This window comes from Ideonella aquatica (assembly GCF_018069755.1).
Classification (GTDB): Bacteria; Pseudomonadota; Gammaproteobacteria; order Burkholderiales; family Burkholderiaceae_C; genus Ideonella; species Ideonella aquatica.
This window is the reverse complement of sequence record NZ_JAGQDE010000013.1, coordinates 103,200-125,885: the sequence shown is the minus strand read 5'-3', so window position 1 is coordinate 125,885 and position 22,686 is coordinate 103,200. Positions and strand designations below refer to the sequence as shown.

At 66.2% G+C, this 22,686-nt stretch carries 26 protein-coding genes; 12 read left to right on the top strand and 14 right to left on the bottom strand.

The window, feature by feature from the left end:
- A complete protein-coding gene (locus KAK06_RS15415) occupies nucleotides 1-1,467 on the top strand; it encodes a M20 family metallopeptidase (RefSeq protein WP_210803015.1) in 1,467 nt (488 codons plus the stop codon).
- 128 nt (nucleotides 1,468-1,595) lie between these two features.
- Here the strand turns inward: KAK06_RS15415 and KAK06_RS15410 are convergent, their stop codons facing one another.
- The 6 genes from KAK06_RS15410 to KAK06_RS15385 form a co-directional block, all read right to left on the bottom strand.
- A complete protein-coding gene (locus KAK06_RS15410; RefSeq protein WP_210803014.1) occupies nucleotides 1,596-2,006 on the bottom strand; it encodes a zinc-ribbon domain-containing protein in 411 nt (136 codons plus the stop codon).
- Between the two features lie 150 nt (nucleotides 2,007-2,156).
- Nucleotides 2,157-2,633, bottom strand: a complete 477-nt coding sequence (locus KAK06_RS15405) for a hypothetical protein (protein ID WP_210803013.1) — start codon at nucleotides 2,631-2,633, stop codon at nucleotides 2,157-2,159.
- A 158-nt stretch (nucleotides 2,634-2,791) separates the two neighbouring features.
- The gene (locus KAK06_RS15400) at nucleotides 2,792-3,331 is read right to left on the bottom strand and encodes a hypothetical protein (protein ID WP_210803012.1); all 540 of its coding nucleotides are present in this window, start codon (nucleotides 3,329-3,331) and stop codon (nucleotides 2,792-2,794) included.
- Nucleotides 3,332-3,462: 131 nt separating this feature from the next.
- Nucleotides 3,463-4,614, bottom strand: a complete 1,152-nt coding sequence (locus KAK06_RS15395; RefSeq protein ID WP_210803011.1) for a DUF4236 domain-containing protein — start codon at nucleotides 4,612-4,614, stop codon at nucleotides 3,463-3,465.
- An 81-nt stretch (nucleotides 4,615-4,695) separates the two neighbouring features.
- Nucleotides 4,696-5,121, bottom strand: a complete 426-nt coding sequence (locus tag KAK06_RS15390) for a hypothetical protein (RefSeq protein WP_210803010.1) — start codon at nucleotides 5,119-5,121, stop codon at nucleotides 4,696-4,698.
- 326 nt (nucleotides 5,122-5,447) lie between these two features.
- Nucleotides 5,448-5,804 (bottom strand): hypothetical protein, encoded by a 357-nt coding sequence (locus KAK06_RS15385; protein ID WP_210803009.1) that lies wholly within the window; start codon nucleotides 5,802-5,804, stop codon nucleotides 5,448-5,450.
- Nucleotides 5,805-6,385: 581 nt separating this feature from the next.
- On the opposite strand from KAK06_RS15385, the gene KAK06_RS15380 reads away from it, so the two are divergent.
- The 5 genes from KAK06_RS15380 to katG all read left to right on the top strand — a co-directional run bounded on the left by KAK06_RS15380 (nucleotide 6,386) and on the right by katG (nucleotide 12,312).
- Nucleotides 6,386-7,585, top strand: coding sequence for a 3-hydroxybenzoate 6-monooxygenase (locus KAK06_RS15380; protein WP_210803008.1), 1,200 nt, complete (start codon nucleotides 6,386-6,388; stop codon nucleotides 7,583-7,585).
- A gap of 10 nt (nucleotides 7,586-7,595) precedes the next feature.
- Complete coding sequence (locus tag KAK06_RS15375) at nucleotides 7,596-8,633, top strand: cupin domain-containing protein (protein ID WP_210803007.1); 1,038 nt, start codon at nucleotides 7,596-7,598, stop codon at nucleotides 8,631-8,633.
- Nucleotides 8,634-8,642: 9 nt separating this feature from the next.
- Nucleotides 8,643-9,344 (top strand): fumarylacetoacetate hydrolase family protein, encoded by a 702-nt coding sequence (locus tag KAK06_RS15370; protein WP_210803006.1) that lies wholly within the window; start codon nucleotides 8,643-8,645, stop codon nucleotides 9,342-9,344.
- The gene (gene maiA / locus KAK06_RS15365) at nucleotides 9,341-9,985 is read left to right on the top strand and encodes a maleylacetoacetate isomerase (RefSeq protein ID WP_210803005.1); all 645 of its coding nucleotides are present in this window, start codon (nucleotides 9,341-9,343) and stop codon (nucleotides 9,983-9,985) included. The genes KAK06_RS15370 and maiA overlap by 4 nt, the downstream gene beginning before the upstream one ends.
- Before the next feature lie 116 nt (nucleotides 9,986-10,101).
- On the top strand, nucleotides 10,102-12,312 hold the full coding sequence (gene katG / locus KAK06_RS15360) for a catalase/peroxidase HPI (RefSeq protein ID WP_210803004.1): 2,211 nt from the start codon (nucleotides 10,102-10,104) through the stop codon (nucleotides 12,310-12,312).
- Nucleotides 12,313-12,322: 10 nt separating this feature from the next.
- Here katG and KAK06_RS15355 read toward each other — a convergent pair whose 3' ends face one another.
- On the bottom strand, nucleotides 12,323-12,994 hold the full coding sequence (locus KAK06_RS15355) for a hypothetical protein (protein WP_210803003.1): 672 nt from the start codon (nucleotides 12,992-12,994) through the stop codon (nucleotides 12,323-12,325).
- A 77-nt stretch (nucleotides 12,995-13,071) separates the two neighbouring features.
- Nucleotides 13,072-13,500: a TerB family tellurite resistance protein gene (locus tag KAK06_RS15350; protein WP_210803002.1), complete on the bottom strand. Its 429-nt coding sequence runs from the start codon at nucleotides 13,498-13,500 to the stop codon at nucleotides 13,072-13,074.
- A gap of 220 nt (nucleotides 13,501-13,720) precedes the next feature.
- On the opposite strand from KAK06_RS15350, the gene KAK06_RS15345 reads away from it, so the two are divergent.
- Nucleotides 13,721-14,122, top strand: coding sequence for a hypothetical protein (locus KAK06_RS15345; protein ID WP_210803001.1), 402 nt, complete (start codon nucleotides 13,721-13,723; stop codon nucleotides 14,120-14,122).
- Nucleotides 14,119-14,718: an exopolysaccharide biosynthesis protein gene (locus KAK06_RS15340; protein WP_210803000.1), complete on the top strand. Its 600-nt coding sequence runs from the start codon at nucleotides 14,119-14,121 to the stop codon at nucleotides 14,716-14,718. The genes KAK06_RS15345 and KAK06_RS15340 overlap by 4 nt, the downstream gene beginning before the upstream one ends.
- A 4-nt stretch (nucleotides 14,719-14,722) precedes the next feature.
- On the opposite strand, the gene cbbX is transcribed toward KAK06_RS15340, so the two are convergent.
- The 3 genes from cbbX to KAK06_RS15325 are packed head-to-tail and all read right to left on the bottom strand — an operon-like array spanning nucleotide 14,723 to nucleotide 17,625.
- Complete coding sequence (gene cbbX, locus KAK06_RS15335) at nucleotides 14,723-15,664, bottom strand: CbbX protein (RefSeq protein ID WP_210802999.1); 942 nt, start codon at nucleotides 15,662-15,664, stop codon at nucleotides 14,723-14,725.
- Between the two features lie 11 nt (nucleotides 15,665-15,675).
- Nucleotides 15,676-16,116: a ribulose bisphosphate carboxylase small subunit gene (locus tag KAK06_RS15330; protein ID WP_210802998.1), complete on the bottom strand. Its 441-nt coding sequence runs from the start codon at nucleotides 16,114-16,116 to the stop codon at nucleotides 15,676-15,678.
- Nucleotides 16,117-16,140: 24 nt separating this feature from the next.
- On the bottom strand, nucleotides 16,141-17,625 hold the full coding sequence (locus KAK06_RS15325) for a form I ribulose bisphosphate carboxylase large subunit (protein WP_210802997.1): 1,485 nt from the start codon (nucleotides 17,623-17,625) through the stop codon (nucleotides 16,141-16,143).
- Between the two features lie 126 nt (nucleotides 17,626-17,751).
- Here KAK06_RS15325 and KAK06_RS15320 point away from each other — a divergent pair, with 126 nt between their 5' ends.
- The 4 genes from KAK06_RS15320 to KAK06_RS15310 all read left to right on the top strand — a co-directional run bounded on the left by KAK06_RS15320 (nucleotide 17,752) and on the right by KAK06_RS15310 (nucleotide 19,826).
- On the top strand, nucleotides 17,752-18,702 hold the full coding sequence (locus tag KAK06_RS15320) for a LysR substrate-binding domain-containing protein (RefSeq protein ID WP_210802996.1): 951 nt from the start codon (nucleotides 17,752-17,754) through the stop codon (nucleotides 18,700-18,702).
- Between the two features lie 38 nt (nucleotides 18,703-18,740).
- The gene (locus KAK06_RS24695; protein WP_510604442.1) at nucleotides 18,741-18,851 is read left to right on the top strand and encodes a YlcI/YnfO family protein; all 111 of its coding nucleotides are present in this window, start codon (nucleotides 18,741-18,743) and stop codon (nucleotides 18,849-18,851) included.
- Between the two features lie 349 nt (nucleotides 18,852-19,200).
- Nucleotides 19,201-19,509: a YlcI/YnfO family protein gene (locus KAK06_RS15315; RefSeq protein WP_210802995.1), complete on the top strand. Its 309-nt coding sequence runs from the start codon at nucleotides 19,201-19,203 to the stop codon at nucleotides 19,507-19,509.
- Nucleotides 19,506-19,826, top strand: coding sequence for a hypothetical protein (locus KAK06_RS15310; RefSeq protein ID WP_210802994.1), 321 nt, complete (start codon nucleotides 19,506-19,508; stop codon nucleotides 19,824-19,826). The genes KAK06_RS15315 and KAK06_RS15310 overlap by 4 nt, the downstream gene beginning before the upstream one ends.
- A 216-nt stretch (nucleotides 19,827-20,042) precedes the next feature.
- Here the strand turns inward: KAK06_RS15310 and KAK06_RS15305 are convergent, their stop codons facing one another.
- The 3 genes from KAK06_RS15305 to KAK06_RS15295 form a co-directional block, all read right to left on the bottom strand.
- Nucleotides 20,043-20,387, bottom strand: a complete 345-nt coding sequence (locus KAK06_RS15305; protein ID WP_210802993.1) for a hypothetical protein — start codon at nucleotides 20,385-20,387, stop codon at nucleotides 20,043-20,045.
- A 96-nt stretch (nucleotides 20,388-20,483) separates the two neighbouring features.
- Nucleotides 20,484-21,284, bottom strand: coding sequence for an ankyrin repeat domain-containing protein (locus tag KAK06_RS15300; protein WP_210802992.1), 801 nt, complete (start codon nucleotides 21,282-21,284; stop codon nucleotides 20,484-20,486).
- Nucleotides 21,281-22,444 carry a Tle-like phospholipase domain-containing protein gene (locus KAK06_RS15295; protein WP_210802991.1) on the bottom strand — a complete coding sequence of 388 codons (1,164 nt, stop codon included), beginning with the start codon at nucleotides 22,442-22,444 and terminating at the stop codon, nucleotides 21,281-21,283. Before KAK06_RS15295 ends, KAK06_RS15300 begins: the two co-directional genes overlap by 4 nt.
- Nucleotides 22,445-22,686 lie beyond the last annotated feature (242 nt).

Sequence of the window (22,686 nt, the reverse complement as noted above, 5' to 3'; positions counted from 1 at the left end):
ATGAACGCTCCAGAAACCCTGCCCCCGCTCGATCCCGCCCTGCTGGGCGAGTTTGTCGACACCGCCTGGCGCGAGCGCATCGTGCCGCAGTTGGTTGACTACATCGCCGTGCCCGCCAAGAGCCCGATGTTCGACGCCGACTGGTCGGCCCACGGCCTGATCGACCGCGTGGTGCGCGACGCCGCCGCCTGGGTGGAGGGCCGCAAGGTGCCCGGCCTGCGGCTGGAGGTGCTGCGCCTGGAAGGCCGCACGCCGGTCATCTTTTTCGAGCTGGACGCCACCAAGGCCGGCAGCACGCAAACGGTGCTGATGTACGGCCACCTGGACAAGCAGCCCGAGTTCAGCGGCTGGCGCTCCGACCTGGGCCCCTGGACGCCCAAGATCGAGGACGGCAAGCTCTATGGCCGCGGCGGCGCCGACGACGGCTACGCCATCTACGCCAGCATCAGCGCCATCGAGGCGCTGAAGGCGCAAGGCGTGCCGCACCCGCGCATCGTCGGCCTGATCGAGACCTGCGAGGAATCGGGCTCGTACGACCTGCCCGCCTACCTGGACGCCCTGAAGGGCCGCCTGGGCGACGTCAGCCTGGTGGTCTGCCTGGACTCGGGCGCCGGCAACTACGACCAGCTGTGGCTGACCTCCAGCCTGCGCGGCAACATCACCGGCACGCTGAAGGTGGAGATCCTGACCGAAGGCATCCACTCGGGCGACGCCAGCGGCCTGGTGCCCTCCACCTTCCGCATCATGCGCATGGTGCTGGACCGGCTGGAAGAGTCCCAGAGCGGCCGCCTGCTGCCCGCCGCCTTCCACTGCGAGATCCCCACCGACCGCATCGCCCAGGCCCGCGCCACCGCCGCCATCCTGGGCGACGAGGTCTGGAAGCGCTACCCCTGGGCCTGCGGCGCCGACGGCGGCTTCACCCTGCCCACCACCACCGACCCGGTCGAGGCGCTGCTGAACCGCACCTGGCGCCCCACGCTCAGCATCACCGGGGTCGACGGCATGCCCGCGCTGGCCAACGCCGGCAACGTGCTGCGCCCCTACACCGCCTTCAAGCTGAGCCTGCGCCTGCCCCCGCTGGTGCCCGGCCACGAGGCCGCGGTGGCGCTGAAGGCGCTGCTGGAAGACAACGCGCCCTACAACGCCAAGGTCACCTTCGAGCCCGACGGCCGCATGGACAACTGGGGCGCCACCGGCTGGAACGCGCCCTCACTGGCGCCGTGGCTGGAGCAGTCCATGGACCGCGCTTCACGCCGCCACTTCGGCGCCCCGCTGGGCTTCATCGGCCAGGGCGGCACCATCCCGCTGATGAACCTGCTGCAACAGGGCTTCCCGGCGGCGCAGATGATGGTCTGCGGCGTGCTGGGGCCCAAGAGCAATGCGCATGGGCCGAATGAGTTTCTGCACATGGGGTATGGGACAAGGTTGACGGCGGCGGTGGCGGAGGTGATTGCGGCGCATCCCTGAACAGCGGACACGAGCTCAATACGCCGACACCACCGTTGTCAATACTGCGTCAGCGCTGAGGCTCCGTCGGGGTCGACTTTTGAAATTCGCAGGTCCGACCAAAGTACAATGAATTCCACCATAAATAGCTAAGACATTGAGTATCCGGCAGCATCGTTCTTGACGGTGACGATTTCAATAAGAGACCAGAGTGCAAATATCACCATCGCAACAATTGAGAATCCTGTATAAAAGCGCGTGGAAGCATCCAGGGCGAAAGTGAGGATGAAGACTCCAAATTTCACTGCGCCTCGCAGATTGTGTCCTGAATAAAAATTATGAAAGCCAATGTACCCGAACAAAATTCCAAGGATGATGTATGCGCCCCTGCTTTTTGATATTTTCACAGTAGGAGGATAATTTACTTGAGCCGGCGTTCGTTGTGCCTGGACGCCGCCTTCAACGGGAGTTGCATCGGCGAGAGGGTAGCCGCAGGAAGGGCAACTCGCTGCTTTATCGGAAACTTGAGTCGAACACTCAGGACATTTGATTAGAGCCACGGACTCCTCCTTGCCTTCTAACGGCTTATGAAAATGTGCGGACCTACTGGTGATGCCCTATCTTGAAACTGCTTGGCCGCAGACACGTGGTCGCGCCCAGCGATGACTCGCTTGTGGACTTAGGGTGGAACGGTGGTGCAGTCCGAGCGACTAGATTTGAGCTTCGCGTTTAATCGCATTGATTTGTTCCTTCCACCAAGAAACCGCAAGGCCAAGAACGTCACGGCAATCCTCCCCGATGTACGGTCCCTTAAGTATTGGAGCGAATAAATCGAAGTCGCCGTCGTAGACGAAATCTGCATCGATCAAAAGTCGATGAGGAACAGGATATACCGCAGGCTCACCCTCTTTGAGAAGAGAATTTCTCTCATTATCAATGAATTGCCAAAATATCTGATTGTTTTCTGGCTCCTGCTTCCATCGACTATAGGCAGCTCTGGCTGCTGCGCCGAGCTTCGGCTGTTCCAACGAATCTACCTTGTCGAGGACGTGTCCAACCGATCGAAGCCCTGCAACAGCGGCCAGCCAGAAGAGCCTGAACTTGCTAGGATCGGTTTCCTCCTGGAGGAAACTCAGTGCATTCTCGCAATCCCGAAGGACTTCTTCCGCAGCTAGACTCAGCGTCATTTGTGCAACCTAGGATGATCTGGCGGGATAGTTGTGCGGACTGTCCCTCCAAGCTGGCACTGGCAATCAACATTTACTTCTTTGTGCACGAACGCGGTTTGACATTGGTGGGACACCGCCAATCGCCGTTGACTCACGGGGAAGATCCTGTAGACGGTTTATGTATTTCGCCACTTCCGCGCGTCAGTAATGAACCACTCTAGCATTTGCCATTGGTTCAATTGCGTCGCTTCATTTCCCATACTCCGCCGGATTTCAAGAAGAAACCTGCCAAGAAGCCCCATCATAATTTTCAAGTTCTCCTCTGACGCATTTGGTGCTTCACCTTGGGAATAGAAATGTTGAAATAGGTCGTTGTACGCGAGCACAACCGCGTCTGAGCCAACAAGCGAGAGCTTGAATGCGATTTTTCGATATTCTAGCGACAGCATCTTTCCTAGGGCAATGTCGCTCTTATCTCTTGCTCTGTTCTGTTTATCATGCTGCCAGGCAGCATCCGTCATGAGCAAGATGATGAACGGCTCAAGTATATGATTGTAGATTGTGATGCGATCTTCACGTAACTTGTCTTCAAGTTCTAGTTGGCGCTCAACGCGGCGGCGCAACTTCCAGCCAATAGCAGTTAATGCGAGAACAAGGATGGGTGTTGCAATAGAGCCAAGTGCCGCAAGATAGTCAAGCCAGTGCTTTTCGGTCACTTTCGACCTCCAATCAATACCGCTGCATATCGTCAAAGTTTGCCGCACCCGGAGTGCTGGCACAAATTTGGCGCACCCCATTGCCACCTGTGATTGGGGCCACACGTTAGCGTGTTGGCTGCGGTGTAAAATCAGGCTCCTCGTGTGATGCACTCGACCAACGATTTCCATTCCTTGGCAAACGCCTCAACTGCTTGGACATTACTGAGCATGTATTCCTCGTTGAGGCCGGTTGCAGACTGAAGGGTGAGCCTTGCGTATTGGACAACTGGAATTTCATAGTTTTCCTTGAAACGACGGTCGGGGCTTCCATCCTTGTTCGTTCTTGCCCATGTCCTGCCCACAATCTCTGAGTCCGTAGGGACCTCCTCCTCTTCGTGAAACCTTGTTACTCCGAAGCTGACGTTTAGATCCTTATATTCAAGAAGTGCGAAGTTCTGTTCACCGGCGAAGTACACAACGAACAAAGGATAGAGGTAGATATCGCCGCCGTTAGCGTTCTCCAGGTGCGGGACGAGCCAGTCCGATCGGATTACTTCGCATCTACCAAGTGCGAACTTGACAGACTTTCGTTCCACAGCGCGTGCGGCCAATGTTCGCTCGGCGAATTGATTAATCGAGCGATGGCTCACTGTGTCCCATAATCGCGTGGACCGAGCCAACTGGGCAAATGTGTCCGAGAAACGAGAGAAGGTTGACTTGAGGGAAATAGGTACATCAATCTGGGTAGATAATCTCGCGAGCTCTTCTTGCTCCTCAAGTTCCGTTTTTCGATCGCGAGCCTCGGTCGATGTGAGAGCCAGTTCTTCATAGCGCTTCTTCAGAATACGGCGTAGAAGCCAACCATTTCTCCAGGCCCGATACTTCGCCGTTGCCGCGCATTCAAGTTTTATTGCGTGGTCAAGCGCTCGAGCTATTTCGGCATGCTCTATGCGGGCTTGATCAAGTAGACGACGAAACTCTGCAATGCCTGGCGTTGTAAGGACTGCGGAGCCGGCGCTCTCAATCTGCTCCATAGTCAACTCGCGCGTCGGCGCGGAAGGTGGTGACAACTGAAATGGCTCGGTCAGGCGTTCGGGAGTAGGGCGAGGGTCGACTCTTTGTCCTGTCAACGGGTGCCTGTATGAGAGGCCTGCTCCGGGAATGTTCGCAGTCAAATGTTGGCCGCGCGGCCCACTGGTGACGCGAAGTGGACCTAAGCCGACAGACGTTGATATTCCGCTCGGCGAGAGCGTGAGCCGGACACCTGGCAAGGGCGAGAAGGACTTTCGGAAGCGCCACATGGGGGAATGGGGTCTTGGAGGCGAGTTAAGCGGAGTGGCGGCGCATGCCCCACCCATTACTGTTGAACGGATAGTCAGGCGTCACCGCGCGCCGCCTTCGGAAAGTTGTGCTAATGCCAACTTGATTTCTGTCGTTGAGATGAAGCGTTCTTCCAAGTAAATGCAGGCGCCACTAAGCTCATCCAAGGCAGAATCGGCACGCTGCGCGAAGACCAAAAGGTTCATCCGTAGTGTGGACTCAAACAATGGCAGGCCGGTCGTTCCGACGGGATAGCGAAAGGAGTAGGACCCTGGATCAAGTTCGTGTAGTTGATCAATGAATTCGGCGGCGGAAGGCAATGCGTGTTGAATCGCAGAAGGTGCGGGTGGTTTTAACTGGCGAACTACTAAGTCAGCCATCTTAAGAAGACTGGGTAATGAGTGCTCGCGCCAAAGGCTGGGTAGAGTGACTTCAAGCTCACTTTCGACCAATAGAGCGCGGGCAGATCTGAAGGCAAAGGCCTTCAAGTACAACTCGATAGCGTGTCGGTACAAGAAGACTATCGGGAATGCGCAGTGATCGGGGTAGCCGTTGGACCCTTCAAGCCTAGCAATGAGACTCTGAGCAGCATTCTTGTAGGCGACGGCGTATGCAACGATCTCAGCGGGCCCAGTCTTGCGCCAATTCAGTACGACCGTTCCGTGCGGACTGCCTGCCTCAAGGAAGTGCTCTCTAAGCTGCGGTGGAGACATAGCCGGCAGGTGATTTAGGACGGTAGCGTGGATGTGTGGGTTGAGCGGCTTGCATCTTCGGCACGGCGTCCCCGCGGTAAAGCCGCGCATCTACTGCCGCGTTAGCAACCACGCCGCGCCCACAACGTGATGATTGCGCCGGTGATTGAAACCAATGCAGCCACGGCTACCGTGAGGTAACCAAGTGAATTGCGTCGCTCTTGGTCAGCACACTTTACTGCAACATCAATCATTGCATTTACCGTTGAAGGGTCCAACGGCGCCTCCGCTGATTCAGTCTCGGACGCACTCTCATCTTTCCATCGAATCGCATGCCGCACATGCAGCTGATAGAAGGTGGTGCCTTTGCTTGAGATAAACTCTGCCTTTCGAAAGAAGGCTGGAAAACTATCGAGGACAAATTGGACCCGATCCTCGCTGAGGCCAAGAGCTTTCGCAAGATTCTTGGGCGAACGCATGTTCCAGTCTGTGTAACCCAGATGAGTAATGACCGCGACAAGAACATCTAGATTTTTCGAGTATGAACGGGAGTGAGCAAACGGCATATTGGTGCTAGCGTTAATTTGGGAAGACAGTCTTGCTGCGTAGCCACGCTGGCTGTCTACATAGCGTCGTCGAAACCATTGGCGTGCGGGCCGCGCCAAGCGTTGCGGTGGCCATGGTGGGCTGTGTCGTCATGCAGTATTCAGCCGTCAAAAGCGGCATCTCCCTGCGGCAACTTTGCCCGGGATGGGTGCGATTGGCAAGGCGATGGCGGTGGAGATGGGTCTGGCCAGGGTTGAGGTCTTACGGGATAGGTTTGCCATTGCCCACATGGGCGTCGAGCGCCGAGGACACTCGTCTCCGACAAGAGCGATGCTGGTCGGCCGCCATCGCGGGGGCGCGCTCGCGGTTCGCAGGTGTGCGCCGCTGCCGCCATCCCGGGCGAATAGGATCAAGATCCAAGGGAAAACCCCATCCTGACACTCACCACACCGACGCCCTACACTAATCATCAGCTTACTGATAATGTGCATAGCAAGCAACCAAGGAGCCCCCCATGACGCCTTCCCCTCACAACCTGCCCGTGCTGGTCTCCGGCGGCGGCATCGGCGGCCTCGCCGCCGCGCTGGCGCTGCTCAAGCGCGGCTTCAAGGTGCAGGTGTTCGAGCAGGCCGAGCAGATCGGTGAGATCGGCGCCGGCATCCAGCTGGGCCCCAACGCCTTCCATGCCTTTGATGCGCTGGGCGTGGGCGACAAGGCGCGCGGCCGGGCGGTCTACACCGACTGCATGGTGATGCACGACGCGATCGACGAGTCGCTGATCGGCCGCCTGGAAACCGGCGAGGCCTTCCGCCAGCGCTTCGGCAACCCGTATGCGGTGATTCACCGGGTGGACATCCACACCTCGCTGCTGGAAGGCGTGCAGGAGAGCCCCAACGTGGAGTTCTTCACCAGCACCCGCATCGTGAAGGTGGAGCAGGACGGTGGCGTGGTCACCGCGATCGACCAGAACGGCAAGCGCTGGGCGGGCCAGGCGCTGATTGGTGCCGATGGCGGCAAGAGCGTGGTGCGCGCGCAGTACGTGAATGATCCGCCGCGGGTGACCGGCCATGTGGTCTACCGCGCGGTGATCGACAAGCAGGACTTCCCTGAGAACCTGCAGTGGAACGCCGCCAGCCTGTGGGCCGGCCCCAAGTGCCACCTGGTGCACTACCCGCTGCGCGGCGGCGAGCAGTACAACGTGGTGGTCACCTTCCACAGCCGCCAGCAGGAAGAATGGGGTGTCACCGATGGCAGCAAGGAAGAGGTGCAGAGCTACTTCCAGGGCATTGCCGCCAAGCCGCGCCAGCTGATCGACCTGCCCAAGAGCTGGCGCCGCTGGGCCACCGCCGACCGCGAACCCATTGGCACCTGGGTGTTTGGCCGCGCCACCATCCTGGGCGACGCCGCCCACCCCACCACGCAGTACATGGCCCAGGGCGCCTGCATGGCGCTGGAAGACGCCGTCACGCTGGGCGAGGCCCTGCGCGTGCACGACAACGACTGGGACAAGGCGCTGCAGCTCTACCAGGACAGCCGCGTGGCGCGCACCGCGCGCATCGTGCTGTCGGGCCGCGAGATGGGCCGGCTGTACCACGCGGCCGGCGTGGAGCGCCTGGTGCGCAACTCGCTGTGGAAGGGCCGCTCGCAGGAGCGCTTCTACGACGCGATGGAATGGCTGTACGGCTGGAACGTCGACAACTGCCTGGCCAAGTAAGGAGACCACGATGAACGAACTCGGACGCCTGGAAGACCTGCCCGCGGAATACCTGGAGGCGCTGCGCGCGCAGAACCTGGTGCCGCTGTGGCCCAGCCTGCGCGCCGTGTTGCCGCCGGGCAAGCCGCGCCCCAACACCAAGCCCACCTACTGGAACTACCAGCAGCTGCGCCCGCTGCTGATGCGCGCGGGCGAGCTCACCCCGATGGAAAAGGCCGAGCGCCGCGTGCTGGTGCTGGCCAACCCCGGCCACGGCCTGGACAACATGAAGGCCAGCGCCGCGATGTACCTGGGCATGCAGCTGCTGCTGCCCGGCGAGTGGGCGCCCAGCCACCGCCACACGCCCAATGCGGTGCGCATGATCGTCGAGGGCGAGGGCGCCTACACCACGGTGGATGGCGAGAAGTGCCCGATGGCCCGCGGCGACCTGATCCTCACCCCCACCGGCCTGTGGCACGAACACGGCCACGACGGCACCGAGCCGGTGGTCTGGCTGGATGTGCTGGACCTGCCGATCGTCTACTACCTCGAGGCCAGCTACGCCATCGAAGGCCAGCGCCAGCAGGTCAAGCAGGGCCGCGGTGACCAGGCCTACGCCCGCGGCGGCCTGATGCCCACCACCGTGTTCCAGCGCAGCGACAAGCGCTACCCGATGCTGCGCTACCCCTGGGCCGAGGCGCGCGCCGCGCTGCAGGCGCTGGCCGCCGACCAGCCCGATACCGAGTGCGTGCAGGTCACCTACGTCAACCCCGAGACCGGCGGCGACGCCGAGAACATCCTGGGCTTCTACGCGCTGATGCTGCGCCCGGGCCAGACCCTGCAGCTGCCCGCGCGCTCGCCCGCCAGCGTGTTCCACCTGATCGAAGGCGGCGCCGAGGTGTCGATCGACGAGCAGCGCTTCACGCTGGCCGAGGCCGACACCTGCTGCGCCCCCGGCTACACGCCGATCACGCTGCGCAACACCCGCGCTGACGCGCCCAGCTTTGTCTTCATCGCCGACGAGAGCCCGCTGCACCGCAAGCTGGGCGTCTATGAAGTGCGTTCGTAATCCCTGACCATGACCACCTACCTGTTCCCCCCGCCGCCCGTTGCCTCGCTGCCCATCGAGGGCCGCGCCGAGCGCTTTCCCGTGAACCGCCTGTTCTTTGTCGGCCGCAACTACCACGCGCATGCGGTGGAGATGGGCAAGCCGGTGGACAAGAGCGTGGAGCGGCCGTTCTATTTCACCAAGTCGCCCAGCACGCTGGTGGAGTCGGGCTCAGAAGTGCCCTATCCCAGCGAGACGCAAAACTTTCACCACGAGATGGAGCTGGTGCTGGCCATCGGCCAGGCCGGCTTTCGCGTACCGGCCGAGCAGGCCCACGAACTGGTCTACGGCTACGCCTGCGGCCTGGACATGACCCGGCGCGACCTGCAGCTGGTGGCGCGCGACAAGGGCCGCCCCTGGGACCTGGGCAAGGATGTGGAAGGCTCGTCGGTCTGCGCGCCGATCAAGCCGTTGCCTGGCGTGGTGCTGGACCATGGCGCGCTGGCGATGAGCGTGAACGGCCAGGTGCGCCAGCAGTCCAACGTGGACAAGCTGATCTGGAACATCCGCGAGATCATTGCCGACCTGTCGCTGTTCTATCACCTGCAGCCGGGTGATCTGATCTACACCGGCACGCCCGAAGGCGTGGGGCCGGTGGTGGCCGGTGATGTGATCGAGGGCTCGGTCGAAGGCGTGGGCACGGTCAAGCTGGTGGTGGGCCCCGCCGAATGAAGTTGTTCAACTTCTTTCGCAGCGGCACCTCGCACCGCCTGCGCATCGCGCTGAACCTCAAGGGCCTGTCACCCGAGTACATCGCGGTGGACCTGCGTACCGAGCAGCACCTGCAGGACGCCTTCAAGGCCGTCAACCCGCAGCAGCTGGTGCCGGCGCTGGTGCTGGACGATGGCCAGGTGCTGATCCAGTCGCCCGCCATCATCGAGTGGCTGGAAGAGCGCCACCCCACGCCGCCGCTGCTGCCCACCGACCCCGACGCCCGCGCCCGCGTACGCGCGCTGGCGGCCATCGTGGGCTGCGACATCCACCCCATCAACAACCGCCGCATCCTGGAAACCCTGCGCCAGCAGTTCGGCTGCGACGAGGCCGCCATCAACGCCTGGTGCGGCACCTGGATCAGCGCCGGCTTCGACGCGATCGAGGCGCTGCTGGCGGCCGACACCACGCGCGGTGCCTACTGCTTCGGTCCCACGCCCACGCTGGCCGATGTCTACCTGGTGCCCCAGGTGGAAAGCGCCCGGCGCTTCGGCGTGGACCTGTCGCGCTGGCCGCTGATCAGCGCGGTGGATGCGGCCTGCGCGAAGCTGCCGGCCTTTGCCGACGCGGCGCCGTCGAAGCAGCCCGACGCGCCGCGCTGAGCCAGTCTGGGAGGCCGCGGCTATTGCATTGATTGGCTCAATCAAATACCCACACTGATAGCGGATCTCTAAAGTCCCGGCATCGGCATCGACGCCGTGTCACCGAGGAGATCCTGATGAGCCAGCCTGCCGCCGCCCAGTGCCCGTTCCACCACACCGGCGCCCGCACCACCCCCGCCGCCCGCGCCAATGCCGACTGGTGGCCGAACCAGCTGAACCTGGCGATCCTGCACCAGCACCAGCCGGTCTCCAGCCCGCTGGACGCCGAGTTCGACTACGCCCACGCCTTCGGCACGCTGGACTACGCCGCGCTCAAGCGCGACCTGGCCGCGCTGATGACCGATTCGCAGCCCTGGTGGCCCGCGGATTGGGGCCACTACGGCGGCCTGTTCATCCGCATGGCCTGGCACAGCGCCGGCACCTACCGCACGGCCGACGGTCGCGGCGGCGCCAGCACCGGCAACCAGCGCTTCGCGCCGCTCAACAGCTGGCCCGACAATGGCAACCTGGACAAGGCCCGCCGTCTGCTGTGGCCGATCAAGCAGAAGTACGGCAACGCCATCTCCTGGGCCGACCTGATGATCCTGGCCGGCAACGTGGCGCTGGAAACCATGGGCTTCAAGACCTTCGGCTTTGCCGGGGGCCGTGAAGACCTGTGGGCGCCCGAGGAAGACATCTACTGGGGCGCCGAAAAGTCCTGGCTGGCCACCAGCGACCAGCCCCACAGCCGCTACCACGGCGAGCGCCAGCTGCAGAACCCATTGGCCGCCGTGCAGATGGGCCTGATCTACGTGAACCCCGAAGGCCCCGACGGCCGCCCCGATCCGGTGGCCAGCGGCCGCGACGTGCGCGAGACCTTTGCCCGCATGGCGATGAACGACGAGGAAACCGTGGCCCTGATCGCCGGCGGCCACACCTTCGGCAAGGCCCACGGCGCGGGCGACCCCGCGCTGGTGGGCCCCGAGCCCGAGGCCGCCCCGATGGAAGCGATGGGCCTGGGCTGGATCAACCAACTGGGCAGCGGCCACGGCGTGCACACCACCACCAGCGGCATCGAAGGCGCCTGGAAGCCCCACCCCACGCGCTGGGACATGGGCTACTTCGAAACGCTGTTCAAGTACGAGTGGGAACTGGTGAAGAGCCCGGCCGGCGCCCACCAGTGGCGCGCCAAGGACGTGGCGCCCGAGGACCTGATCCCCGACGCCCATGACCCGTCGGTGAAGCACGCGCCGATGATGACCACCGCCGACCTGTCGCTGCGCTTTGACCCGGCGTATGAGGCGATCTCGCGCCACTTCCTGGCCCACCCGGGCCAGTTCGCCGACGCCTTCGCCCGCGCCTGGTTCAAGCTGACCCACCGCGACCTGGGCCCGAAGACCCGCTACCTGGGCCCCGAGGCGCCCACTGAAGATCTGCTGTGGCAGGACCCGCTGCCGCCGGTGGACCACCCGCTGATCGACGCCGCCGATGCGGCCGAGCTGAAGCAGCGCGTGCTGGCCTCGGGCCTGAGCGTGGCCGAGCTGGTCTCCACCGCCTGGGCCGCTGCCAGCACCTACCGCGGCAGCGACCGCCGCGGCGGCGTCAACGGCGCCCGCATCCGCCTGGCGCCGCAGAAGGACTGGGCGGTCAACCAGCCGGCCCAGCTGGCCCAGGTGCTGCGCGTGCTGGAGGAAGTCAAGCGCGGCTTCGACACCCATGCCGAAGGCGGCAAGCGCGTGTCACTGGCCGACCTGATCGTGCTGGCCGGCAACGCGGGCGTTGAGGCCGCCGCGCAGGCCGCGGGCCACACGCTGCAGCTGCCCTTCACGCCCGGCCGCACCGACGCCAGCGCCGAGCAGACCGACGTCGAGTCGTTCGCGGTGCTGGAGCCGCAGGCCGATGGCTTCCGCAACTGGCGCGCCCAAGCCTTCAGCGTGGCGCCCGAGCAGATGCTGCTGGACCGCGCCCAGCTGCTGGGCCTGTCCGCGCCGCAGATGACCGCGCTGCTGGGCGGCCTGCGCGTGCTGGGCGCCAACCACGGCAACTCGCGTGACGGCGTCTTCACCGATCGGCCGGGCACGCTCAGCAACGACTTCTTCGTGCAGTTGCTGGACATGGGCACCACCTGGCGCCCCACCGGCGACAACGCGTATGAAGGCCGCGACCGCAGCACCGGCACGCCGAAGTGGACGGCCACGCGGGTGGACCTGGTGTTCGGCTCCAACTCGCAATTGCGCGCGATCGCCGAGGTCTATGCGCAGGACGACGGCGGCGCGCGCCTCGTGCGCGACTTCGCCGCGGCATGGACCCAGGTGATGGAGGCCGACCGCTTCGACCTCCACCGCTGACGCCGCAGGCTCAGCAGGCCGGCTGGTTCTTCTTGCAGACCTTGCTCAGCTTGACCTGGTCGATCCACACGGTGTCGTAGGGCAGGCCGGTGTCGACCAGGCGGCCCACGCCGTGCAGACCCAGGTAGATGGTGTAGACGCCGTCCACCGGCGCCTTGAACTTCAGGGTGTGGGTGGCCGGCGGCGCGGTGACCCAGCGGTTGGTGACCGGATCGATCACCAGGATCTCGCCCTGCATGTCCGGCGGCGTGCGCACGTAGTAGCCGGTGGCCGGGTCCTGCACATACAGCGGTTCGCCAGGATCGAGCACGCGCACGTCAAAGGCGTTGATCGGGCCGATCTGCTTGCCGTCGTTGTGCTGGTACCAGCTGAGCTTGTAGGTGCCGGCCGTCAGCGTCACCGCCTGCGACAGCAGCGGCGACATCGGGTACTGCTTGCAGGCCGGCTGGTCGCCGGGCTCGCAGCGGTCATAGCGGGCCTGGTAGACCAGCTCACCGCCCGCATCGACAAACAGGTTCAGCAGCGGCCGGCCATCGCTCAGCGTGGCGCCGCTCCAGCCGGTGGTGTCGGCCGAGAAGTCGCCGTTGACCAGCAGGTTGGCCTTGGCTGCCTGGGCGGGCAGCGAGGCGGCCAGGCTGGCCGCCAGGGCCAGGGCGGACAGAAGGGGGGCGGTGAGGCGCATCGGGACTCCGGTCGCAACCGGACGCGGCTGCACCCGCGGAGTGTCCCTGGCGCTGCTGACCGTTGTCTGAAGGCGGCTCAGCCGCTGGCCAGGGCGGGCGCGTCGGTGCGCACCATCGCGTGCTGCAGCCCCCAGTGCTCGACCGCGGCCACCAGCACCGCCGACTCGGCCTCGGCCACGAACTCATCGGCCTGGGCCAGCGCCACGCACAGGCCCAGCAGGCGGCGGCGCAACGCCGGGTCCTGGATCTCGGCCATCAGGTCGGCCAGGGTGCGCTCGTCGAAGGGGCAGATGTCGGGGTCGACCCAGTGGCCCACCTCGCGCAGCTCACGGATGTGGGCCGCCAGCAGCGCCAGCAGCGACGAGCGCGACAGGCCCAGCGCCTGGTGCACGCCGTGCTGGTCGATCCAGTCCAGCTCGGCGGGATCGACCAGGCCGTCGGCGGTGGCGGTCAGCGCCAGGATGCGGGCGGCGGCCTGGGGGCTGTCGGTGGGGTAGCTGCGCATGGCGTGTCTCCTCGGTGAAGGGGCCGGCAATCGCCGGACGGCTGGAATGTGGTGGTGGCCGGGGGCCGGATCCAGCAGGCTTTTCCGCGCAGGGGCTTCGAAAAAACCGGCGGCGGCGCGCTGCGGAAAAACCGAAGCCATGCTCAGGCGCGGCCTGGCTTGTACCGCGCTGCGGCGCCCCCACACTGCTGGAGTCCTACTGTCGCCTCCCGCACACACCATGGTCTACGCCCTCAGTTGGTCTCTGGTCGCCGCCGTTTTCGTCGGCTGGTCCTTGCTCGTCTGGGCCGTGCATGCGCTGGCCACCTGGAGCCTGAACAGCGCCGGGGCCCTGACCGGCGGCACCGAACCAGGCAGCCTGCTGTCGCTGCCCGCCTGGCTGGCCGACTGGGTGCCGCTGGATGTGGTGGGCGCGCTGGGCGACCTGGTGGCCTGGCTGGGCCCCTGGGTGGACGCCACGCTGTCGGCCGCGCCAGCGTTGGCCACCGGGCTGACGGTGCTGAGCTGGGTGCTGTGGGGCTTGGTCAGCCTGCTGCTGGTGCTGCTGGGCGCGGGCCTGCACGGGCTGATCGCGCTGTGGCGGCGGCGCGCGCCCACGCTGGTGGCGGGCAGCGCGGCATGACGCCGCCGATCGCGCAGCGCCTGCGCGACGCCGCCGAGTCGCTGGGGCGCGAGCGGGTGACGATGCAGACGCTGGCCCAGGCCCACGGCCCCGAGGCCCAGGGCGCGCTGCTGATGCTGCTGGCCATGCCCTGTCTGCTGCCGGTACCGGGCGTGGGCACGGTGCTGAGCCTGGGCATGGCCGCGCTGTCGCTGGCCATGTGGCGCGGCCAGGGCGAAGGCCTGCCGCCGCGCGTGGCGGCGCTGGAGCTGCCCGGCCCCTGGGCGCGCCGCGTGCTGCATGGGCTGGCCACCGCCTATGCGCTGGCCGGCCGCCATGCGCGGCAGCGGCTGGACACACTCACCGCCGCGCGCTGGCACCCGGCGCTGGCGGCGGTGGTGGGCCTGATGGCGCTGATCGTGCTGCTGCCCATTCCGTTCGGCAACCTGCTGCCCTCGCTGGCGCTGGTGCTGATCGGCCTGGGCCTGGTGTTCCGCGACGGGCTGGCGGTGGCGCTGGGCCTGGCCGGCGCCGCGCTGGCGGTGCTGGTCACGGCTGGCCTGGTGGCGTGGGCCTGGACCTGGGGCGGCGACTGGGCGGCGCGCTGGCTCAGCTGACAGGTCAGCCCGCGGCAAACACCCGGCTGGCCAGGATGTCGACGTCGGCGATGGTGGACAGCTCGGTGGCGTCCAGCACCCGCTCGCGGTCGGCGTACAGGCGGCTGGCCTGGCGCAGACGCGAGCGGTCCAGCGCATTGCGCACGCTGCGCGCATTGGCAAAGTGCGGCTGCTGCACGCGCCGGCGCAGGTAGGCCTCGAAGGCTTCGGGCGCGCCGTCGCCAAAGCGGTAGTGCGACTGGCTGAGCATGCGGTCGGCAATCTGCAGCAGCTCCTCCACCGAGTAGTCGGGGAAGGCCAGGTGGTGGGCGATGCGCGAGCTCATGCCGGGGTTGCTCTGGAAGAAGGTGTTCATCCGGTCCTCGTAGCCGGCCAGGATGACCACCAGGTCGTCGCGCTGGTTCTCCATCACCTGCAGCAGGATCTCGATCGCTTCCTGGCCGTAGTCGCGCTCGTTCTCGGGGCGGTACAGGTAGTAGGCCTCGTCGATGAAGAGCACGCCGCCCATGGCTTTCTTCAGCACCTCCTTGGTCTTGGGCGCGGTGTGGCCGATGTACTGGCCCACCAGGTCGTCGCGGGTGACACTCACCACCTGCGGCCGGCGCACATAGCCCAGCCGGTGCAGGATCTCGGCCATGCGCAGCGCCACCGTGGTCTTGCCGGTGCCGGGGTTGCCGGTGAAGCACATGTGCAGCGACGGCGGCTGCGCCGCCAGCCCGTGCTGGGCGCGCAGCCGGTCGATCACCAGCAGCGCGGCGATGTCGCGGATGCGGGATTTGACCGGCACCAGGCCGACCAGGTCATGGTCCAGCTCGTCCAGCACGGATTCGATGCCGCTGTGCGCCAGTACCTCGCCGACGGTGCGCGGGGGCGGGGCCGTCGGGTCATCGGCTGCACTGGCAGGCGCCAGTGTGGCCCCAGGGATGCGGTACAGCGGAGCATTCATGACTACCGTCCTCAGCCCGCGTAGCGCTCGGCCTCGGGCCGGTCGGTGGCGTAGGAGTGAACGGTGTAGCGCATCGAGCGCCCATCGGCCTCCTGTCGCACGATGCCGAAGCCGGGCTCGGTGCTGGGCCGGTTGACGATGAAGCTCATCGCGATCGACTCGATGCCGCGGGTGGAATCAAAAGCCATCAGGCGGATGTAGTGCTGGGGGAAGGTCTCGCGGCAGGCCTTGAGTTCCATCATCACGCCGGCCGCATCCTCCAGGTCGAACATCGGCATGCCGAACATCTCCCAGTAGGTGTTGCGCGGGTGCGGGTCGTCGGTGTATTCCACGCTCCAGGCGTAGCCCTTGGACAGGCCGTAGGCGATCTGCTGGGTGATCTCGGCGTCGCTCAGGTCGGGCAGAAAGCTGAACTGGCCCTGGGTCACGCGGCCGGCGGGGTTGGTCATCATGGTGGGTGTCTCCTAGGTGCGGGCTCAGGCCACGGCCGGCGTGACCGCGTAATCGCTGGTGTCGGTGGGGGTGTAGTTGAAGCTGATGTCGCCCCAGGTATCCAGGGCCTGCTTCAGCGGTGTGCAGAAGCGCGCGGCGTTGCGCAGGATTTCGGGGCCTTCATTGATGATGTCCTTGCCCTCGTTGCGGGCCTTGACCATGGCTTCCAGCGCCACGCGGTTGGCCACGCCGCCGGCCTGGATGCCGGCCGGGTGACCGATGGTGCCGCCGCCGAACTGCAGCACCACGTCGTCGCCGAACAGGTGCAGCAGCTGGTGCATCTGACCGGCATGGATGCCGCCCGAGGCCACCGGCATCACCTTCTTCAGGTCGCACCAGTCCTGGTCGAAGTAGATGCCGCGCGGCAGATCAGTGCGGGTGTAGGCATCGCGGCAGACGTTGTAGTAGCCCTGCACGGTCAGCGGGTCGCCCTCGAGCTTGCCCACCGCGGTGCCGGTGTGCATGTGGTCCACACCAGCCAGGCGCAGCCACTTGGCGATCACGCGGAAGCTCACGCCGTGGCTCTTCTGGCGCGTGTAGGTGCCGTGGCCGGCGCGGTGCAGGTGCAGGATCATGTCGTTGCGGCGGCACCATTCGCCCAGGCTCTGGATGCAGGGCCAGCCGACGATCAGGTCGATCATCACGATCACGCTGCCCAGGCTCTTGGCGAACTCGGCGCGCTCGTAGATGGCCTCCATCGTGCCGGCGGTGACGTTGAGGTAGCTGCCCTTGACCTCGCCGGTGGCGGCGCTGGCCTTGTTGACGCCGTCCATCACGTACAGGAAGCGGTCGCGCCAGTGCATGAAGGGCTGCGAGTTGATGTTCTCGTCGTCCTTCATGAAGTCCAGGCCGCCCTTCAGGCCCTCGTAGATGACGCGGCCGTAGTTGCGCGCCGACAGGCCCAGCTTGGGCTTGGTGGTGGCACCCAGCAGCGGGCGGCCGAACTTGTCCAGGCGCTCGCGCTCGACGATCAGGCCGGTGGGCGGGCCCTTGAAGGTCTTGACGTAGGCCACCGGGATGCGGATGTCCTCCAGCCGTGCGGCCTTCAGCGGCTTGAAGCTGAAGACGTTGCCGATCAGGCTGGCCGTCATGTTGGCGATCGAGCCCTCCTCGAAGAGGATGATGTCGTAGGCCACCCAGGCGAAATACTCGCCCGGCCGGCCCGGCACCGGCTCGACCTTGTAGCACTTGGCGCGGTAGTTCTCGCAGGCAGTGAGGCGGTCGGTCCAGACCACGGTCCAGGTGGCGGTGCTGCTCTCGCCGGCCACGGCGGCGCCGGCTTCCACCGGGTCCACGCCGTCCTGCGGCGTGATGCGGAACAGGCAGATGGTGTCGGTGTCCTTGGGCACGTAGTCGGGCACCCAGTAGCCCATCTGGCGGTACTTCAGGACACCCGCGCTGTAGCGCTTCTTGGCGTCGACGATCTGGGTGGCCTCGGCCACCAGGCCGGCGTCCACAGGGCTGTTCATGGGGTGTCTCCTTCAGCTGTTCTCGGGTGGGTGGGTGACCCCACTGTAGGAACAGGCTTGCGAAAGAAACAGTCAGAACTTTTTGTCGATCACGTAAGGTGCGGCTGAGGTGTCGGGGCGAGATTGATGAATATCACTTTCAGACAGCTGCGCGTGTTCACCGAGGTGGCGCGCCACAACAGCGTGCAGCGCGCGTCCGACGTGCTGCACCTGACGCCGCAGGCGGTGTCGATGCAGCTGCGCGAGATCGAGTCGCAGGTGGGCCTGCGCCTGTTTGACCGCCAGGGCCGCGGCCTGAGCCTGTCCATGGCCGGCGAGCAGTTCCTGATGCAGGCCCGGCGCATGCTGGCGCTGCTGAAGGAAACCCAGGACCTGATGGCGCGCTACAAGCAGGTGGCATCGGGCCGCCTGAGCATCGGCATGCTGGGCCCGGCCAAGTACTTCCTGCCCACGCTGCTGGCGCGCTTTCGCGCCGAGCACCCGGGCGTGCAGGTCACGCTGCGCCTGGGCAACCGCGCCCAGCTGGTCGCTGCGATGCAGGCGCGCGAGGTGGACATGGCCGTGATGGGCCGCGCCCCCGCCGACTGGCCCAACCGCGCCGAGCCCTTTGCGATGCACCCGCAGGTGCTGGTCACCGCGCCCGACCACCCGTTCACCGCGCTGGCCCATGTGCCGGTGGCCGCGCTGGCGCGCGAAACGCTGATCGTGCGCGAAGCCGGCTCGGGCACCCGCGCCGCGATGGAAGAATTCCTGCGCGCCCACCACGTGCAGCCGGTGTCGCTGATGGAGATCCCCAGCGACGAAGCCATCAAGCAGGCCGTGATGGCCGGCCTGGGCGTGAGCCTGCTGTCGCGCCACACCGTGGCGCTGGAACTGCAGCACGGCCTGATCGCCACGCCCGCGATGGAAGACCTGCCGCTGCTGCGCCGCTGGCACCTGGTGCGCAGCAGCGGCACCGAGCTGTCACCGGCGGCCGAGGCCTTCCGCTACTTCCTGCTGGAGAGCGGGCGGGGGGTGCTGGCGGAGCTGGTGGGGGAGATCAGTGGGGGGACGGAGACAGGGGAGGAGGCGGACTGAGGGATGGGTCTCATGCGATCGATCACCTGGCGCCGAGCATGTCCACGACGGCCATCCGCGTCGGCGAGGAACTGACGTCCCGTATCGCGATGCCCGCGCAGCGAGGCGGCCAGACGGCCCATGCATTCATCATCGAAGCCATTGCCTGAACGGTCACCAAGGCCTGGCTGGCAGTGCGCAGCCAGCGCGGGAGTGGCGACACAGGCGGGGGCGCTGCCTGGCGTGGCGATGCGCTCGTACCGTGACGACGCCTGTGTCCGGACGATTGCTGCGTGAAGCCGGCAGGCAGGTGTCGACCCTCAGGAGTCGTCGCCATCCCGATCGGGTTACCGCGTAGCCGACCATCGGACCCGCACCAGACCGGTCGAAGGAGCCCGCGCCGCGGAGATCACCTGTCAGCGCGCCGCGTTCCGGGCGTCCGCGCGGTCTGCTAAAGAACCTGGCGCGACCTTATGGGCTTGGTGCGTGGATGCAATACAAATGCTATACACTTTTTCCATGAGTCGCTCCGCCACATTGCCTCCCATCCGTGTCGCGCCCGAGACGAAGGCCAGCCTCGAGGCTGTGCTGCGGGAGGGCGAATCGCTGACGCAGTTCATCGAGGGCGCGGTTTGCCGCGAGGCGGAGTTCCGCGCCGAGCAGAACGCTGCCGTCGCCCGGGCGAAGAAGGCATTGCGCAGCGCTGACAAGGGCGTAGGCCTGTTGACAGCCGAGGACTTCTTGGCAGGCATGGCGCAGCGTGCAAAGGCTGCACAACAGCGCATCCGTGAGGCTGCGGCGGCCAGGAACAAGCGGGCCACCGGGTGAGCAGCCGGTTTCGAGTTGTTCCGACCGTCACGTTCCAGGACGACATCGAGCGCCTCGAGGAACACATCGTGCAGCGCGAGCCGGCGAGCAACGCACCAGATGACACGTGTCTCTTTCGGTTCCGCGACGCGGTGGAGCGCGCGATGGGAATCCTCTCCTTTGCGCCGCACACCTGTCGTCGATCTGAGGCGCACCGCGAGTTCCGGGAACTGATCATTCCTTTCGGCCAAGGCGGGTGCGTCGTTTTGTTCGCGATTCGCGAGGTTGATGTCGTATTGCTCGCCGCGAGGGACCAGCACGAACACGACTACCGCTGACGCATTCGACAGCTGGCAGATCTGCTGCCGGCGCTGCAGCCGCCGGCAGCACAGACACCCGCTGAGCCCCGACTCGGTGTGCATCCAGAAAGCTGCCTGTCGGCGAGGGCCGGACCTGGCCGATCGGCGACAACTCCAGCATGCCAACGCCCCCCCATCACCTGACCCAACCTGCGGCGGCAGCCTGCGCGACGGAGCCAATCGCGTCGCCCTCGGTCACAACGCACTGGGCCACTGAACTTGGCGGCAAGCTGGGTCGCCGTCGCACCACACCAGGCAATGCGCCGGCTTGTCGAAGCCCGGGACCCAGAAGACGTTCGGGTCCATGCGTTGCGCTCCCAACTCCAAGGCAAAGCGTTCGAAGTCTCCACGCCGATCGCTGGGAGAGTCGAACGCGTGGGCAAGCGTGGCGGCTTGGGCGCGATGGAGAACGGTCGCGATCTCTGGTGGCAGCGCACCGTCGGCCCCTTCCCAGGACGCGGCAGTCGTCATCGGCTTGGGTTGCGCCAGGAGGCGCCGCCAGTCAGTGCCGGACCCGGCGGGGACGAAGATGCGTTTCACGGTGCTCGAAGGCGAACGCGGCGCCGACCAGCCATGGGGTTCACAACGGTCGGTACGAACAGCGAATCGGCGCGTGGACGATGCGCAGACCCGCCCCTACCGCCGCGCCACTGGCAACTTCGCCAGCAGCGCCGGCTCCACCGGCTCGCGCGGCAGCACGCCCACCGGGAAGCGCACGCCCAGCGCCTCCAGGCGCTGCTGCACCAGCGCGCGGTCCCGGGCCAGGGGCGTGTTGGGGGCCACCACCACCACCTGCAGGGTGCGACCCAGGTGGTTCAGGCGGTAGCGGTAGCCGCGGTCCAGCAGCTCCAGCACGCGGTCAAAGCGGCCCAGCGAGGCAGCACGGATGGCGATGGTGTCGCCCGTGGCGTCGTAGGGCTGGTTGATGTCGGCGCGGGGCAGCAGCAGCTGCCAGTGGCGCCAGTCGCCGCTCTGGATGCCGCGGCTCAGGGCCAGGCCCAGCGCGGTCTGGTCGGAGCGCAAGTCGTAGGCGTCGCCGCTGGCGCCGGCCTCCAGCAGCAGCTGCAGCAGTGCGGGATTGTCCTGGCCGGCGGCCACCAGCACGGCGGAGCTGAAGAGTTCGCCGATGGCCTGGTCGGGCCGAGCGCCGGCAGCCAGCAGCGCGCGCACGCCGTCGGTGCTGCCGCAGTGCAGCGCCCAGACCAGTGGGGTCAGGCCCTGCAGGCCGGCGGCGTTGGGATTGCTGCCGGCCTTGACGGCGGCGGCCACATCGGCGCTGCGGCCGGCGCAGGCAGCGTCGGCCAGCTGGCGCACGGCCGGGTCGGTGAAGACCTCGGCCGCACTGCGCTGGCCCAGTCGGTGTTCCATGGCATGGCCCCCTTGGTTGGTCATGATCAGCAGCGCCAGCCAGGTGGCGCGGACAAAGGTGTGGGTCACGGTGGGAGCTCCGCCTGCGCCTGGGCAGCCAGCGAATGGATCATGGTGGTGATGCGGTGCTGCTCGAGCATGGCGCCAGGCCACAGCGACTCCAGCGTGCCGTAGGCTTCGCCCGCGGTGTACTGATCGCCCTCTTGCGTGGGCGCGTGCACGGCAGGCAGGGCGTGACGGTCGCCCTGCACCGCGGGCAGGCCCACCAGCGCGGGGGCCAGGGCAATGCCCGCCACCCCCAGGCCGGCCACGGCCCCGGCGGCCAGCAGGTATTTGCCGCCATCCTGCAGGCGGTTCAGGGCGTCGCCCTCCAGGTGGTAGGCATCGATCAATTCGCCGGCATGGCTGAAGTCCACGCCGTAGCGCGCCAGCGTGTCCGGGTGTACGCCGGCCGCGTTCATCGTGGTGGCGGGGCTGCCGGTGCGCAGCGCCTGGGCCATGGCCAGGCCGCCACCCAGCGAGTGCCCGCTGTACTCCACGTCCACACCGTCGCGGGCCAGGCGCACTGCATTGAGCATCGCCTGCTCGTACTGTGCCGATGGGCCGCCCAGGGCCTGCACGACATCGGTGCCGATGTCGTTCAGCGCGCCTTCCGTGCCGCGGTTCACGTACAGCAGTTTGGGCTGGCCGGTGGCGGGGTCGGTGGTCTCGTAGAGGGCAGCGTAGTAGCCGTTGCCGGGGTTGTTCAGCATGTCCGGGCCCAGGCCGTAGCGCTGTTTGGCCTGCGTCGGGTCCAGACGCTGGGTGCCGGCCGGCAGCAGGCCAGGCACGTGGGCGTCAAAGTACACATCCTGCGCCAGCAGCGCACGGTCAAAGGCCTTGAACAGCGCCTCGGCGCGCTCGGCGCGGGCCGGGTCGGCCAGGCGCAGCGCGGGCAGGCGCTCGCGCCAGGCCTCCACCTGCTCGCGCGTGGCCACCAGGCGGGCGATCTCGGCGGCCTGCTGGCGGGCGTCTTTCTCAGAGGCGCCCTGGGCCAGGCGGGTCTGCAGCACGCTGTCAAACGCGGTGGACTGGGCGATGCTGACGGGGACCCAGGGGCTGCGGGCGGCCGCTGGCGCGGCGGGCAGGTCGGCGGGCAGCGGCACGCCCAGCACCTCGGCCAGCCAGCGCTGCTGGCGGGCTTGCAAGGGGGTGGGGGCGGGCGGGCGGGGGTCGCCGACGAAGGACACGCGGGCACTATAGCCTGAAGCCCAACGCCAACAGCCCTGGCCTGAAGCCGGCGCAGGCGGAACCGACGATCACGCCCCGCTGTGGTTGCATGGCGTCGGCTGTATCGACGGCGCCCCCGCGAGCCGGTTTCGCACCGGCGGCCAGCCGGATCCGGCGTGGCCGGGAAAACACCAGACCGCTGGTCGACCTGTCCTGCTAGTGTGCAGCCGCGGAAGTGACGCCAACAAGAACCAGATGTGGC